Source organism: Burkholderia sp. HI2714, assembly GCF_002223085.1.
Taxonomy (GTDB): Bacteria; Pseudomonadota; Gammaproteobacteria; order Burkholderiales; family Burkholderiaceae; genus Burkholderia; species Burkholderia lata_D.
Genome location: NZ_NKFM01000033.1, coordinates 1 through 14,857, shown reverse-complemented (window position 1 = coordinate 14,857; position 14,857 = coordinate 1). Strand labels below are relative to the sequence as shown.

Below are 14,857 nucleotides of genomic sequence, written 5' to 3'. Positions count from 1 at the left end.
GCGCTGTCGCGCCGAACAGATCGATCACCTGCGCAGCAATGCCTTCACGATTGCGATGCGCGAACAGCGGCGCCATCGTAGCTTCGAGCTGCGCCCACGGCATGCGCGTCGCGAGCACCGCAAGCGGATGGCGCAGGTCGATCATCGAATCAAGGCGGCTTCGGAAGAAATCGTCGGTCATGTCGGCGCGCTCCAGCTCCCAGGTTCTAAATCAGATCGATATTCGTTCTGGGAGTTCGCAGCATATCCGGCTCCCGGCAATCCCTTGCAGGGCTTGGTTCCACTATGTTTTGCATGTCCGACTCATTAGGCGGTGACTGGAGGTGTCGGTAGGGGACATCCTAGGTTGGCAGGGGTGGCGCTCGCCAGACCAGGTCCGGAATCCGCACCAAACCTTGGGAGAAAAAACCAACCGAGAGCGATTGGTTTTTTGGCAATAGGAGGAGTTGGTGAGGATCGGATTCCCGACCCTCACAAAGTTTCCCACTCAGGGGGCTGGCCTTCCAAGGCCATCAGAGAATTTGTGCCCTGAGTTAGGCGGGCGCGCGCCTAACGCCTTCGGCAAATTTCCTTATCGTGATGTTCGACAGTAGGGCGGTCGCATCAACTTCGTCGTCCAGTCGCAAAACTGTGGCGCCAGTCGCACTTACTCTGGCGCCCTAGGTCTACAAAGCACCTCAAACGTCAATATTCCCCGCCCGCAACGCATTCGACTCGATAAACGCACGCCGCGGCTCCACATCATCCCCCATGAGGGTAGTAAAGATCCCATCCGCAGCAATCGCATCCTCGATCTGCACACGCAGCAGACGCCGCACTGCCGGATCCATCGTCGTTTCCCACAGCTGCTCGGGGTTCATCTCGCCGAGCCCCTTATAGCGTTGTTTGGAGACGTTGCGTTCAGCATCCGCCAACAACCACTTCATCGCGCTCTTGAAGTCCGCCACGGCCATGCTGCGCTCACCGCGCTTGATGACCGCACCTTCCCCGATGAGCCCCTTGAACGTATTCGCGGTGGTCACGAGCTGCTGATAATCCGCCGTGTGCTGGAATTCCTGGTCGATGACCGAAACTCGCACGTTGCCGTGATGCGTACGCTCGACATGCAGCGACCGCTGTTCGCGAACCGGATCATACGAAGGCACCACACGCACTTCGTTCTTCAGCGCTTCATCATGCAACGCAGCGTGCAGCGCCTTAGCCGAAGCCTCGGTCGAAGCCTCGTTAGAGAGGTCGATCACCACCCCATCCATGACCGCCTCCAGCGCGGCCGGATCATACAACCGGCTCAACCGCTCGATCACGCTCTGCGACAGCAGATACGATCGCGCCAGCTCCCCAAGCGCATCACCCGAAATCGCCGCCGCATTCTCACCCGGCACCAGCTCCGACCCTTGCAGCGCCAACCGCAGCATGTGCGCGTTGAGCTCCACGTCATCCTTCAGATACCGCTCGTCCTTGCCCGCCTTGATCTTGTAAAGCGGCGGCTGCGCGATATACACGTACCCGCGCTCGATCATGTCCGGCATCTGGCGATACAGGAACGTGAGCAGCAGCGTCCGGATGTGCGCACCGTCCACGTCCGCGTCGGTCATGATGATGATGCGGTGATAGCGCAGCTTGTCGAGGTTGTAATCCTCTTTGCCGATCCCGCACCCAAGCGCAGTCACGAGCGTGACGATCTGTTCCGACGAAAGCAGCTTGTCGTAGCGCGCTTTCTCGACGTTCAGCACCTTGCCGCGCAGCGGCAGGATGGCCTGGAACTTCCGGTCGCGCCCTTGCTTGGCCGACCCACCTGCCGAGTCACCCTCGACGATGTAGATTTCGCACTTCGCCGGGTCTTTCTCCTGGCAGTCCGCGAGCTTGCCGGGCAGGCCGACGCCGTCGAGCACGCCCTTGCGGCGCGTCATCTCGCGAGCCTTCCGAGCCGCGTCACGCGCACGAGCAGCTTCGACGATCTTCCCGCAGATGATCTTCGCGTCGATCGGCGTTTCCAAAAGGAATTCTTCCAGCGCCTTCGCCACAACTTCTTCAACCGGCGCACGCACCTCGGAAGAAACCAGCTTGTCCTTCGTCTGCGAGCTGAACTTCGGCTCCGGCACCTTCACGGAAAGCACGCACGACAGCCCTTCGCGCATGTCGTCGCCGGTCGTTTCGACCTTCGCCTTCTTCGCGATTTCGTTGTCGGTGATGTACTTGTTGATGACGCGCGTCATCGCGGCCCGAAGGCCGGTCAAGTGCGTGCCGCCGTCGCGCTGCGGAATGTTGTTCGTGAAGCACAGCACGTTTTCGTTGTAGCTGTCGTTCCACTGCATCGCGACTTCGACGCCCACGCCATCCTTCTCGCCGTTGGCGAAGAACACCGTCGGGTGCAGGTTGGTCTTCGTCTTGTTGATGTACTCGACGAAGCCCTTCACACCGCCGGCGAACGCGAAATCGTCTTCCTTGCCCGAACGCAGGTCGGTGAGGCGAATCCGCACACCGTTGTTCAGGAACGAAAGCTCGCGCATCCGCTTCGCGAGGATGTCGTAGTGATACTCGACCGTGCCGAAAATCGTCGGATCGGCCATGAAGTGCACTTCGGTGCCGCGGTTCTCGGTGTCGCCGGTCACCAGCATCGGCGACACTTCGACGCCATCGACCACCTCAAGCACGCGATCCTGCGCGACGCCGCGATGGAATTCCATAAACCGCTTCTTGCCATTGCGGCGCACCGTGAGGCGCAGCCAGCTCGACAGCGCGTTCACGCACGATACGCCCACGCCGTGCAGGCCGCCCGACACCTTGTAGCTGTTCTGGTCGAACTTGCCGCCGGCGTGCAGCTCGGTCATCACGATCTCGGCAGCGCTGCGCTTCGGCTCGTGCTTGTCGTTCATCTTCACGTCGGTCGGAATCCCGCGGCCGTTGTCGGTCACGGAAATCGAGTTGTCGGCGTGAATCGTCACGTGGATGTCGTTGCAGTACCCGGCCAGCGCTTCGTCGATCGAGTTGTCGAGCACCTCGAACACGAGGTGGTGCAGACCGGTGCCGTCCGACGTGTCGCCGATGTACATCCCGGGGCGCTTGCGCACCGCTTCCAGACCTTCGAGGATCTGGATCGACGAGGCGCCGTAGCTGCTGTTATCGGGTTGCGAATTGTGCTGTTCACTCATGGATATCTTCCGGTTCTGCGAGGCCACTCTCGTGGCGGCGCGGTGCGTTTCAGCGAGCGAAATCGCCGGCCGCTCCAGTTTCCTGGCCCGCCCCAAGTGCCGAAGAGGCACTAAAAGGGCGGGTTGTCAGTTCGCCATAAAAACGCCAAAGGGGCTTGCCGCCCCCTGGTGTGTGTCGTGATGTCGCGCGCGTCAGATGCGCATCGGCATCACGACATACTTGAACTCGTCGTTCTCGGGCACGGTAATCAGCGCGCTCGAGCTGGCGTCGCCGAGGCTCACCTGCACGGTGTCGACCTTCAGGTTCGCGAGCACGTCGAGCAGATACGTGACGTTGAAGCCGATGTCGACGGTATCGCCCTGGTAGGCGATCTCCAGTTCTTCCTGCGCCTCTTCCTGATCGGCGTTGGTCGACATGATCTTCAGCTGGCCCGGCGCGATGATGCAGCGCACGCCCTTGAACTTGTCCGAGGTCAGGATCGCCGCGCGTTGCAGCGAACGCTGCAGTTCTTCACGGCCGATCTCGAACGTGTTCTTGTGCGCCTTCGGGATCACGCGCTGGAAGTCGGGGAACTTGCCCTCGACGAGTTTCGACACGAGCTCGACCTGGCCGAACGTGAACTTGGCCTGGGTTTGCGCGATGTCGATTGTGACGGTGTCGTCGATGTCTTCGAGCAGGCGTTGCAGCTCGAGAATCGTCTTGCGCGGCACGATGACTTCCTGGCGGCCGAACGTGCCGCCTTCGAGCTTCATCGACGAGAACGCGAGGCGGTGGCCGTCGGTGGCCACGGCCATCAGCTGGTCCCCGTCGACGACGAGCAGCATGCCGTTCAGGTAGTAGCGGATGTCCTGCTGCGCCATCGCGAAGTGCACCATGCCGAGCAGCTGGCGGAACGACTTCTGCGGGACGGTCAGCGTTGCGCCGAAATCCTTCGCCTGCGCGACGGTCGGGAACTCGTCGGCCGCCAGCGTCTGGAGTGCGAAACGGCTCTTGCCGGATTGAACGGTGAGGCGCTTGTCGGCGAGCGACAGCGTGACCTGGCCGTCAGGCATCGCGCGCAGGATGTCGAGCAGCTTGCGCGCGGCGACGGTGGTCGCGACCTGGTCGCCGCCGACGCCGAAATCGGCGCGCGTGGTGATCTGCAGCTCCAGGTCGGTCGACAGGAACGAAACGTCCGAGCCGTTCTTGGTGATCAGCAGGTTGGCGAGGATCGGCAACGTATGGCGGCGTTCGACGATGCCGCTGACCGTTTGCAGCGGCCTGAGGAGGGTGTCTCGTTCGGTCTTGACCAGTTGCATAGAGTTCCTTCGTTGAGTAACGGCCTGCAGCGCAGCAGCCTCGCAGCGCCCCGCCGGCCGGGCTCTTGGCCCGCCACCACCGGGGCGGTCAAACCAGTATTGTGCCTCAAAACCGAACCGCCCCCCTTAAATTGGGGCGGAGGCCGAATTATCAAGCGCGCGTCGCGCTCAGCCCTTCAGCGTCTGTTCCAGCACGTGCAGCTCGTGGTTGAGCTGCGCGTCCTTGCTGCGTTCGTCGGCGATCTTGCGCACCGCGTGCAGCACGGTGGTGTGATCGCGCCCGCCAAACAGCTCGCCGATTTCCGGCAGGCTCTTCTGCGTGAGTTCCTTCGCGAGATACATCGCGATCTGCCGCGGCCGCGCGATGTTCGCGGGACGCTTCTTCGAGTACATGTCCGCGACCTTGATGTTGTAGAAGTCGGCGACGGTCTTCTGGATGTTCTCGACCGAAATCTGCCGGTTCTGCACGGTCAGCAGGTCCTTCAGCGCTTCCTTGGTCAGCTCGATCGAGATCTCGCGGCCGTGGAACTTCGAATACGCGAGGATCTTGCGCAGCGCGCCTTCGAGTTCGCGCACGTTCGAGCGCAGGTGCTTCGCGACGAAGAATGCGACGTCTTCCGACAGGTTCACGCCTTCCGACTGCGCCTTGCGCATCAGGATCGCGACGCGCATTTCCAGCTCGGGCGGCTCGATCGCGACGGTGAGGCCCGAGTCGAAGCGCGAGATCAGGCGATCGTCGATGCCCGAGATTTCCTTCGGATACGTGTCGCTGGTGATGATCACCTGCGCCTTGTTCGCGACCAGCGCCTCGAACGCGTAGAAGAATTCCTCTTGCGTGCGCGACTTGCCGGAGAAGAACTGGATATCGTCGATCAGCAGCAGGTCGAGCGAGTGGTAGTAGCGCTTGAAGTCGTCGAACGCCTTGCGCTGGTACGCCTTCACCACGTCCGACACGTACTGTTCTGCATGGATGTAGCGGATCCGTGCGCCGGCCTTGTCGAGCAGCAGCTGGTTGCCGATCGCGTGGATCAGGTGGGTCTTGCCGAGGCCGACGCCGCCGTACAGGAACAGCGGGTTGTACGAGATGCCGGGGTTGTCCGCGACCTGGATCGCGGCGGCGCGCGCGAGCTGGTTCGCCTTGCCGGTCACGAAGTTGTCGAAGGTGAGCACGGGGTTCAGCTTCGAACGCTCGTACATCGAATCGGCTTCACCGCCGGCGGCGGGCGCGGCGCCGGGGCCCGGGCGCCACGTGCGGCGGCCGGCGGCCGCTTCGTGCGCGGGCAGGCTCGGCAGGTCGATGTCGGCGTCGTCGGAGTTCAGGTGATGCGCGGCGGCCGCCGACGGCGTCATCGGCACGTCGGCCGGGGCGCTGGGCGCAGCGCCGGCATTCGCGGCCAGGTTGGCGGCGATCGCGGCCACAGTCGCGGCGGGGCCGGTTGGGGCCAGCGGCGCGCGCGGGGCGGCCGGTGCCGCACCGGCGGCGGCGCTGCGCATGCCTGCCTTGGGATCGAGGACGAACTGGACTTCGATCGGCGCGCTCCAGAATTCGCGGGCCAGATCGGAGATGCGGCCCGAAAACTGGCTCTTGACCCAGTCCAGCTTGAAGCGGTTCGGCGCGGCGATGGACAGCGTGTTCGCCGACGCATCGAAGGCCACCGGGGCCAAGGGTTTGATCCACGTCACGTACTGCTGGGGCGTCAGCTCGCGCTCCAGCAGTGCGGAACAGTGTTGCCAGAAATCGTTCATCAAGTAACTGTCGTTTTTTGCATGCACAGCGCGGCTCGCCGGCGCCCTTGTCGCGGTGGCGCAACAAGGCCCGAAGCGGTCGTGCGAGCGTGCGTCGGACGCCTGCGTCACAGTCTTGGAGGGGCAGGCGCGAGCCGAAGCGGCGTGCGGGATTCTTGGAGATAAGGCGAGATTCTACCGCCAAACGCGGCCACAGAGCGAGTTATCCACAGGCCGGTTGTGTGTGGCGCGGGGCCGGATCGCTCGGGGTGGGCACAGGCGAGCGACTCCTAAAGTATTGACCGTCAACGGAAAAACGGTTTAAATAGCGGGTTCCGCGAAAACCAATCCTGTATTCCCGGCGATTGCGTTCGCCCGAATGCCTCCGGTTAAGGGCACGCGGTCCCCTGAATTTCGACATTCTCGAACAAGTGAGAACATCATGAAACGTACTTACCAACCGTCCGTGACGCGCCGCAAGCGCACCCATGGCTTCCGTGTCCGCATGAAGACGGCAGGTGGCCGCAAGGTCATCAACGCTCGCCGCGCGAAGGGCCGCAAGCGCCTCGCCATCTAAGGCAGGTTGCGCGCTGTGTCCGCCGTCCGCAGTCCCGCGGAAGGTGCCGTCGAGCCGGGTGCGAATCCGTCGCAGACGAAAGCCGCCTTCCCGAAAGCTGCGCGACTTCTGAAAACGGATGAATTTTCATCCGTTTTTCGTTTGCGCCCCTGGCGGCGCTCTGCGCACTTCGTGATTTACGGCAAGCCGACCGGTCAGCCCGCGCGTCTGGGGCTCGTCGTCGGCAAGAAGTATGCGCCGCGTGCGGTGACGCGTAACCTCGTGAAGCGGCTAGCGCGCGATCAGTTTCGCCTGCGCCGGGCCGAATTCGCCGGTTACGACCTGCTGCTGCGGCAGCACACGCGCTTCGACAAGAAAGCGCTGCCGAGCGCGGCTTCCGCCCCGCTCGCGGCGATGTGCGCGGCCGAGATTCGCGAACTGCTCGACAGGGCAGTCCGGGAGATCGCCCGCCGAGCGTCGAAGCCCGCGTCCGAGTGACGCATCCGTGCCCGGTGCGGCGTTCGCGCCTGCCCGGCCGGTTTTGACGCGGCGCCGAACGGCGTCGCCCAAGGTATGGAAACGGTATTGATCGCCTTGCTGCGCTTCTACAAGGTTGCCGTGAGCCCGATGCTCGGCAACCGTTGCCGTTTTTATCCTTCCTGTTCGGATTACGCGCGCGAGGCAATCCAGTATCATGGCGCCGCGCGCGGCACGTATCTCGCCGTCAGGCGCGTGTGCCGATGCCATCCGTTTTCCGCGGGCGGCATCGACCTCGTCCCGCCGCCCAACTCCGACACTCGCGCTCGCGGCGAAGCCGACGCGCGGTCCCATCGACTCTGAGACAACGCATGGATATCAAACGCACCGTCCTATGGGTGATCTTCTTCATGTCAGCTGTCATGCTGTACGACAACTGGCAGCGCGACCATGGACGCCCGTCGATGTTCTTCCCGAGTGCCACGCAGACGGCCCCCGCGGCCGCTGCCGGCGGTGCATCGGGCACGGGCGCGACGACGACGACCGCAGGTGAAGTGCCTGCCGCCGCAGCCGGCGCCGCACCGTCGACGACGGCACCGGCCGCCCAGGCGCAGCTCGTGAAGTTCTCGACCGACGTGTATGACGGCGAAATCGACACGCGCGGCGGCACGCTCGCGAAGCTGACGCTGAAGAAGCAGGGCGACGGCAAGCAGCCCGACCTGTACATCACGCTGTTCGACCACACGGCCGGCCACACGTATCTCGCACGCTCGGGCCTGCTCGGCGGCGATTTCCCGAACCACAACGACGTCTACACGCAGCTGAATCCGGGCACGACGTCGCTGACGGGTGACCAGAACGCGCTGAAGCTGTCGTTCGAGTCGCCGGTGAAGGGCGGCGTGAAGGTCGTGAAGACCTACACGTTCACGCGCGGCAGCTACGTGATCGGCGTCGACACCAAGATCGACAACGTCGGCACGGCACCGGTCACGCCGACGGTCTACATGGAACTGGTGCGCGACAACACGGCCGTCGAAACGCCGATGTTCTCGCACACGTTCCTCGGGCCGGCGGTCTACACGGACGCGAAGCACTTCCAGAAGATCAACTTCAGCGACCTCGACAAGAACAAGGCCGACTACGTGAACTCCGCCGACAACGGCTGGGTCGCGATGGTGCAGCACTACTTCGCGTCGGCCTGGATTCCGCAGCAGGGCGTGAAGCGCGACATCTACGCTGAAAAGATCGACCCGACGCTGTACCGCGTCGGCGTGAAGCAGCCGGTCGCCGCGATCGCTCCTGGCCAGTCGGCCGACGTGCAGGCCCGCCTGTTCGCCGGTCCGGAAGAAGAGCGCATGCTCGAAGGCATCGCGCCGGGCCTGGAACTCGTGAAGGACTACGGCTGGGTGACGATCATCGCGAAGCCGCTGTTCTGGCTGCTCGAGAAGATCCACGGCTACATCGGCAACTGGGGCTGGTCGATCGTGCTGCTGACGATCCTGATCAAGGCCGTGTTCTTCCCGCTGTCGGCTGCGAGCTACAAGTCGATGGCGCGCATGAAGGAAATCACGCCGCGCATGCAGGCGCTGCGCGAACGCTTCAAGAGCGATCCGCAGAAGATGAACGCCGCGCTGATGGAGCTGTACAAGACCGAGAAGGTCAATCCGTTCGGCGGCTGCCTGCCCGTCGTGATCCAGATCCCGGTGTTCATCTCGCTGTACTGGGTGCTGCTCGCGTCGGTCGAAATGCGCGGCGCGCCGTGGGTTCTGTGGATTCACGACTTGTCGCAGCGCGATCCGTTCTTCATCCTGCCGGTGCTGATGGCCGTGTCGATGTACGTGCAGACGAGCCTGAACCCGACGCCGCCGGACCCGGTCCAGGCGAAGATGATGAAGTTCATGCCGATCGCGTTCTCGGTGATGTTCTTCTTCTTCCCGGCCGGCCTCGTGCTGTACTACGTCGTGAACAACGTGCTGTCGATCGCACAGCAGTACTACATCACGCGCAAGCTCGGCGGGGCCAAGAAGAAACCGGCCTGACGCCCGTTGCACACGCGGGGCGGTGCGTTCGCCTCGCGATGCACGAAAAAAAGCCGCATGGTTCGCCCATGCGGCTTTTTGCTTTTTGCGGGGCCGGTAATGCGGGTTCAGCCCTTCTTCGCTTCGCCCGAGTCGCCGTAGAACTGTTCGACCAGTTCCTGCACGAGGTAGCGATGATGCGGCGACAACGCTTCGATCTTCGACGCGAGTTCGATCGTCTCGGGCGTCGGCGGATAGCGCTCGTCGCGCGGCAGCGGTTGCGGCGTCGGGTGTTCGATCACGCTCGGCGACGGGCCGTAATGCAGCCAGTGGACTTCGACGCGCAGCCATTCGGCGAGCGTGGCGAGTTTGTCCGACGTCGGGATCGTGCGGCCCGTCAGCCATTTGTGCGCGGTTTGCGGCGAAACGGGCTGCGCTCCGCGGTGGCGCAGATTGAATCGGTTCGCCAGCTCCGTCGCACCGGTGACCTTCTCCGGGCTGCGCCGCAGGGCGAATTTCAGGCGTTCCGAGAACGCGGCTTTTTCTTCGGATGTCGGCATGGGGAGATTGTGCAATTCCACCGCCGCCTCTCAGACAACCATTAAGGATAAACATATCGCGTTCAGGTGAATCCCGGTCTTGATCGAGGTGGGTGGTGGAATTGAGGGCCGCAGCGTTAGGCCGCTCCAGCACGCATACTCGTCCGAAACGGTGGCTGCGACATGGCGCCGGGCTGATACTTGGCTTATCCCCGGCGGGATAAATTCGAGCGCGTCCGAATCCAGCGCGGCGGGCGGTGACATGTGTGCCGGCACGCTACAATGCCGGCGTTCCGATGCCCGAGGTGTTGCGCGGGCGCACCATATTCACTGATCACCCGATTCATCCCATTCATCCGATTCCCATGCTCGCTACCGATTCCGATCCGATCGTCGCCATTGCCACTGCTGCCGGCCGGGGTGGCATCGGGGTCGTCCGCGTGTCGTTCGGGCGAGGCGGCGAGGCGGCCGCGTTGCCGCTGATCGACGCGTTGTGCGGGCAGAAGCTTGCCCCGCGCCATGCGAGCTACGTGCCGTTCCTCGACGAGCACGGCGCGTCGCTCGACCGCGGGATCGCGCTGTACTTCCCGGCGCCGCATTCGTACACCGGCGAGCACGTGCTCGAACTGCAGGGGCATGGCGGGCCGATCGTGATGCAGCTGTTGCTGCAGCGCTGCCTGGATGCGGGGCGCGGTTTCGGGCTGCGGCTCGCGGAACCCGGCGAATTCACGCGGCGCGCGTTCCTGAACGACAAGCTCGATCTCGCGCAGGCCGAGGCCGTTGCTGACCTGATCGAGGCGAGCACCGAAGCCGCCGCGCGTTCGGCCGGGCGTTCGCTCGACGGCGCGTTCTCGCGGCAGATCCATGCGCTCGTCGACGACGTGATCACGCTGCGGATGCTGGTCGAGGCGACGCTCGATTTTCCGGAAGAAGAGATCGATTTCCTGGAAGCGGCTGACGCGCGCGGCAAGCTCGCGAAGATCCGCGCGCAGCTCGCGCACGTGCTGGGCGATGCACGGCAGGGGGCGCTGCTGCGTGAAGGGTTGTCGGTCGTGCTGGCGGGGCAGCCGAACGTCGGCAAGTCGTCGTTGCTGAATGCGCTGGCCGGCGCGGAGCTGGCGATCGTCACGCCGATCGCGGGCACGACGCGCGACAAGGTCGCGCAGACGATCCAGGTCGAAGGGATTCCGCTGCACATCATCGATACGGCCGGGTTGCGCGAGACCGAGGACGAGGTCGAGCGGATCGGTATCGCGCGCACGTGGAGCGAGATCGAGCGGGCGGATGTCGTGTTGCATTTGCTGGATTCGCGCACCGGGATGACGGCGGATGACGAGACGATCGCGGCGCGGTTCCCGGGCGGCGTGCCGGTGGTGCGCGTGCTGAACAAGACGGATCTGACCGGTGTGGCGGCGTGCGTCGAGCATCCGGCGGCTGAGGGCGACCTGACCGAGGTGCATTTGTCGGCGAAGCGCGGCGACGGGATCGACATGCTGCGTGCGGAGCTGCTGCGGATCGCGGGGTGGCAGGCGGGGGCCGAGGGCGTTTATCTTGCGCGCGAGCGGCATCTGATCGCGCTGCGGGCCGCGCAGGAGCATCTCGCGCAGGCGGCGGATCATGCGGAGCAAAGGGCGCAGTCGCTCGATCTGTTTGCCGAGGAATTGCGACTCGCGCAGGAGCAGCTCAATGCGATTACCGGGGAATTCACTTCGGATGATCTGCTGGGGGTGATTTTCAGCAGGTTTTGTATCGGAAAATAACCAGTCGCCCAAGGTTGCCCAAGGTCGTCTAGTCACCCCTCAGAAACCCTTGTAAATACTAGGATTGATCGCCTAGCGTTGCCCAAGGTTGTCTATTGACATCCAGCCTTTGATGGTACACATTTAGGTACACAGGGACGTTGTGTCCCAACCGATGTGTACCAACCATGCCGAAAACCGTCGTCCCGCTGAATGACACCCGCATCAAGGCGCTCAAGCCGAAGGCGGCGCGCTACCGCATCTCGGACGGTGGCGGCCTCGTGCTGGAGGTCATGACGTCGGGTTCGAAGGTCTGGCGCTACCGGTACACACTGCACGGCGAACGGCAGCCGATGGTCACGATCGGGGACTACCCCGCGGTCACGTTGCAGGAGGCGCGCGAAAAGGCACGCCGATACGCCGAGATCGTCGCCAAAGGCGTTTCCCCTATCGCTGATGCCAAGAAGGATCGCGGCGCGGTGAAGCGCTTCGATACGGTTCGGGAGTTCGGCGACGATTGGTACACAACCCAGATCGCTGGAATGTCGCCTGAGTACGCTCGGACGATCAAGCGCGCGCTCGAGAAGGACATCTATCCGGCGATCGGCAACAAGCCGCTGCCGGACGTGACGCCTGGCGACGTGCTGGCGATCTGTGACCGGATCAAGGCCCGCGGCGCGCCCAAAATGGCGCTCTCGACCCGGAACGTCATCAAACGACTGTTCGAATACGCGATCGCGCGCCAGCTTGCGCCGACGAATCCGGCTCATGCCGTCGTCGCGCGCTTCGTCGCCACTCAAGACAGCCGCTCGCGAGTTCTCTCTCCTGACGAGATTGGTATGGTGCTGCGCGCCGTCTACGCCTCAGATATTCGCCGTGCGCTCAAGCTCGCGATCCACCTGCTGATCCTGACGATGGTCCGGAAGTCCGAGCTGATCGAGGCGCGGTGGTCAGAGTTCGACCTCGACGCGGGCATCTGGCGTATTCCTGCCGACCGGATGAAGAAGGACAAGGAGCATTGGGTCTACCTTTCCTCGCAGGCCGTTGCGATGCTCCGCGAGTTGTATGAGCAGACGGGGAATCACGAGCACGTATTCCCGTCGACGCGCGGCCGCGGTGACCAGCCGATCGCGAAGAGCACACTCAATCAGGCAGTGCGCTCGCTCAGCCTCGACGTTCAGCACTTCGTCCTGCACGACTTCCGTCGTACCGCGTCGACGCACCTGCACGAGATGGGCATGTCGTCGGACGCGATCGAAAAGGCGCTGGCGCATTCGATCAAGGGCATCAAGGGCGTGTACAACCGGGCCGAGTATGCAGACGAGCGGCGGAAGATCCTCCAGCTGTGGGCCGAGTTTGTCGAGGTTCAGGTCGTCGGAGAGAAGAAGGTCGTGATCGGAAATTTCGGTCCGTCAGCAGCCTGAACGATATCGAGTGCCTATGATGAACGAATACGAAGTCGAGATCGTGCAGGGCAAGCTGGACGTGGCGCTATTTCACCTCTACCAAGCGCGCCGCCGCCATGTACGCGATCAACATTTGCCGCCGGCTGTACAAATGCTGGAGGAAGTGAAGGAGCTGCTCGAAGGGCGGCGTCCGGATGGCGGCGCGTGAAGGCGTTCGACCGTTGCCTGACGGGATCAGGCGTATGCGGTGCTGGAGGGTGCGGGAACACCGACCAGCACCTGACCACAAACCAAGCTAATAAGGAGCTTGAATCATGGTTGACTCCAATTCTACCGGCGACAATGAACTCGATGCGCTCTACGAACAGGTCCTGCACTGTGAGCCTGCCATTGCACCACAGGACGTGGAGCGCCTGGCTGACCTCGTTTTGAACCAAGAGCGTGTGGGACGCAATTGGCGGTTGACTGCTGTGATCGCGGGTAAGGGAGGCGAATTTTATCGGGAGCTTGCCGAAGACGCGGCGAAAGCCGAGGTGTTTGCGCCGGTTACTGAGTCATTGCTGGACTTCGCTAAGCTCCTCCGTCAGGTGGCCGATTTAGCCGATTCTGCGTCGGCGCGCATCATGGTGGCGGGATGCAACCACGAACGATTTCTCGACTGGGTGAAAGAGCCGGCATAGTCGATTCGCCCCTGCCTAGCTCGACGGAGCGAAAAGCCGGACACCTTCACCGGTCTGGTAGGGGCACCCGATTGAAGGAAGCGCAGAAGGGCGCATGTGAAGCAACCAAAGAAACTAACGCTTAAGCAAGCGATAATTGCGACGAAAAAGCCACTGGCGCGCAAGGGCGATCTGCTTTACAGGTTTCATTTCGATAGCGGTACCGGCCCCGTGGAGATCCCAGGCATTTTTATGCCAAATCACCTCGACGATTCGGTGAAACGGTTCCCGCAACCGGAAACCGAGCACTATCTGCGCGATGACCTATACGCCTATGAGGGATATCTCGAATCAGCAACTCACCTGAGTGATAAGGAGCTGGCCCTTCTGAGTGACTACTATGGCGGGCGCATGCGACCTTCGGGAGTTGCAGGAGATTTTGGCGACCCGAGCGACTTTGAGGATGACTTCATTGAGGTAATGGCATTGCTCGACGGTTGCCCGAATGACCCGAGCGCTATTGTCCGCAAGACCATTCTGTATATGCACAGAAAATACCTGATAGATGCAGGGCATGGCCGCGCGCAATCCGATGCTCAATCGGGGAAGGCACGTAAAGAGCGGCGTGCAAAGAGTGACGACAAGAGAACGCTAGTTGACGTTATTCGCTCACTTAGCCGCGAGCATCCCGATTCAAAGCCGTCCGAGATATGGCCGCACCTGAAGACGTCGCTAAATGAATGGACCGACGGCGAAGAGGTGACGGAAGTCGGCAAAGGCGAGAGCCGCGCCTACCGCTACACGCCGCCCAATGCTGAGAATGACGGAGTTCGCCCGATTTCTTACGGATGGTTTAAGAAATTGCTGAGTGAGGTTAGGGGAGGAAAAAGGCGCATTTAGCCGGGCTGCGTGCCGGATGGTTTTTTAAATACGGACATCGACAAGCACAACCGTGCATGTGTCGAGACAAACTCTAAGGAGAGAGTCGATGTCCGTGAACACTCGGGGCCTTCGCCCCAACCAAGCCGCCGAGAAACTCGGTAAGCCTTCGACATGAAATGTCTCTACAATCATGGTTCGAACTGGACGGGACGAGCAACGAAGCTGATGGCATTGAAAGCGCTGGAACTGACGCAGGAAGAACGTACAAAGCTTGAAGCGATGGCGAGAAGCCGTCGTGATTGGCGAATACGAGACCGGTCGCGGACGATTCTGATGTTCAGCGACGGCGTGCGAGCGAAAGAGATCGCCAGACGACAGGAACTGACGTTGGAGGCGGTGTATGAG

At 62.5% G+C, this 14,857-nt stretch carries 14 protein-coding genes and 1 pseudogene; 10 read left to right on the top strand and 5 right to left on the bottom strand.

Features of this window, described 5'->3' with window-relative positions; all coding sequences use genetic code 11:
* The 4 genes and pseudogenes from CFB82_RS17800 to dnaA form a co-directional block, all read right to left on the bottom strand.
* A pseudogene (locus tag CFB82_RS17800) lies at positions 1-181 on the bottom strand (IS5/IS1182 family transposase); the annotation flags it as partial.
* 496 nt (positions 182-677) lie between these two features.
* Positions 678-3,152: a DNA topoisomerase (ATP-hydrolyzing) subunit B gene (gene gyrB / locus CFB82_RS17795; RefSeq protein ID WP_089444697.1), complete on the bottom strand. Its 2,475-nt coding sequence runs from the start codon at positions 3,150-3,152 to the stop codon at positions 678-680.
* A 192-nt stretch (positions 3,153-3,344) separates the two neighbouring features.
* A complete protein-coding gene (dnaN, locus tag CFB82_RS17790; protein ID WP_039364632.1) occupies positions 3,345-4,451 on the bottom strand; it encodes a DNA polymerase III subunit beta in 1,107 nt (368 codons plus the stop codon).
* 168 nt (positions 4,452-4,619) lie between these two features.
* Complete coding sequence (dnaA, locus tag CFB82_RS17785; RefSeq protein ID WP_089444696.1) at positions 4,620-6,197, bottom strand: chromosomal replication initiator protein DnaA; 1,578 nt, start codon at positions 6,195-6,197, stop codon at positions 4,620-4,622.
* Between the two features lie 421 nt (positions 6,198-6,618).
* Between dnaA and rpmH the strand changes: the two genes are divergently transcribed.
* The 4 genes from rpmH (at position 6,619) to yidC (ending at position 9,248) form a co-directional block, all read left to right on the top strand.
* Positions 6,619-6,753: a 50S ribosomal protein L34 gene (rpmH, locus tag CFB82_RS17780; RefSeq protein ID WP_004198824.1), complete on the top strand. Its 135-nt coding sequence runs from the start codon at positions 6,619-6,621 to the stop codon at positions 6,751-6,753.
* Positions 6,754-6,768: 15 nt separating this feature from the next.
* The gene (gene rnpA, locus CFB82_RS17775; RefSeq protein ID WP_039364627.1) at positions 6,769-7,230 is read left to right on the top strand and encodes a ribonuclease P protein component; all 462 of its coding nucleotides are present in this window, start codon (positions 6,769-6,771) and stop codon (positions 7,228-7,230) included.
* A gap of 75 nt (positions 7,231-7,305) precedes the next feature.
* On the top strand, positions 7,306-7,572 hold the full coding sequence (gene yidD / locus CFB82_RS17770) for a membrane protein insertion efficiency factor YidD (protein ID WP_006750110.1): 267 nt from the start codon (positions 7,306-7,308) through the stop codon (positions 7,570-7,572).
* Between the two features lie 8 nt (positions 7,573-7,580).
* Complete coding sequence (yidC, locus tag CFB82_RS17765; RefSeq protein WP_089484715.1) at positions 7,581-9,248, top strand: membrane protein insertase YidC; 1,668 nt, start codon at positions 7,581-7,583, stop codon at positions 9,246-9,248.
* A 107-nt stretch (positions 9,249-9,355) separates the two neighbouring features.
* Here the strand turns inward: yidC and CFB82_RS17760 are convergent, their stop codons facing one another.
* Positions 9,356-9,787 (bottom strand): transcriptional regulator, encoded by a 432-nt coding sequence (locus tag CFB82_RS17760; protein WP_047852380.1) that lies wholly within the window; start codon positions 9,785-9,787, stop codon positions 9,356-9,358.
* Positions 9,788-10,131: 344 nt separating this feature from the next.
* Between CFB82_RS17760 and mnmE the strand changes: the two genes are divergently transcribed.
* The 6 genes from mnmE to CFB82_RS17735 form a co-directional block, all read left to right on the top strand.
* Complete coding sequence (gene mnmE, locus CFB82_RS17755; protein WP_069249181.1) at positions 10,132-11,526, top strand: tRNA uridine-5-carboxymethylaminomethyl(34) synthesis GTPase MnmE; 1,395 nt, start codon at positions 10,132-10,134, stop codon at positions 11,524-11,526.
* Positions 11,527-11,693: 167 nt separating this feature from the next.
* A complete protein-coding gene (locus CFB82_RS17750; protein ID WP_089484714.1) occupies positions 11,694-12,929 on the top strand; it encodes a tyrosine-type recombinase/integrase in 1,236 nt (411 codons plus the stop codon).
* A 19-nt stretch (positions 12,930-12,948) separates the two neighbouring features.
* A complete protein-coding gene (locus CFB82_RS43265) occupies positions 12,949-13,119 on the top strand; it encodes a hypothetical protein (protein ID WP_174942462.1) in 171 nt (56 codons plus the stop codon).
* Positions 13,120-13,225: 106 nt separating this feature from the next.
* Entirely contained in the window at positions 13,226-13,591 is a 366-nt protein-coding gene (locus CFB82_RS17745; RefSeq protein WP_085509413.1) for a hypothetical protein, read from the top strand.
* 96 nt (positions 13,592-13,687) lie between these two features.
* Complete coding sequence (locus CFB82_RS17740; RefSeq protein ID WP_089484713.1) at positions 13,688-14,470, top strand: hypothetical protein; 783 nt, start codon at positions 13,688-13,690, stop codon at positions 14,468-14,470.
* Between the two features lie 153 nt (positions 14,471-14,623).
* The coding region (locus tag CFB82_RS17735) for a hypothetical protein (RefSeq protein ID WP_218829056.1) at positions 14,624-14,857 on the top strand (234 nt) is incomplete at its 3' end.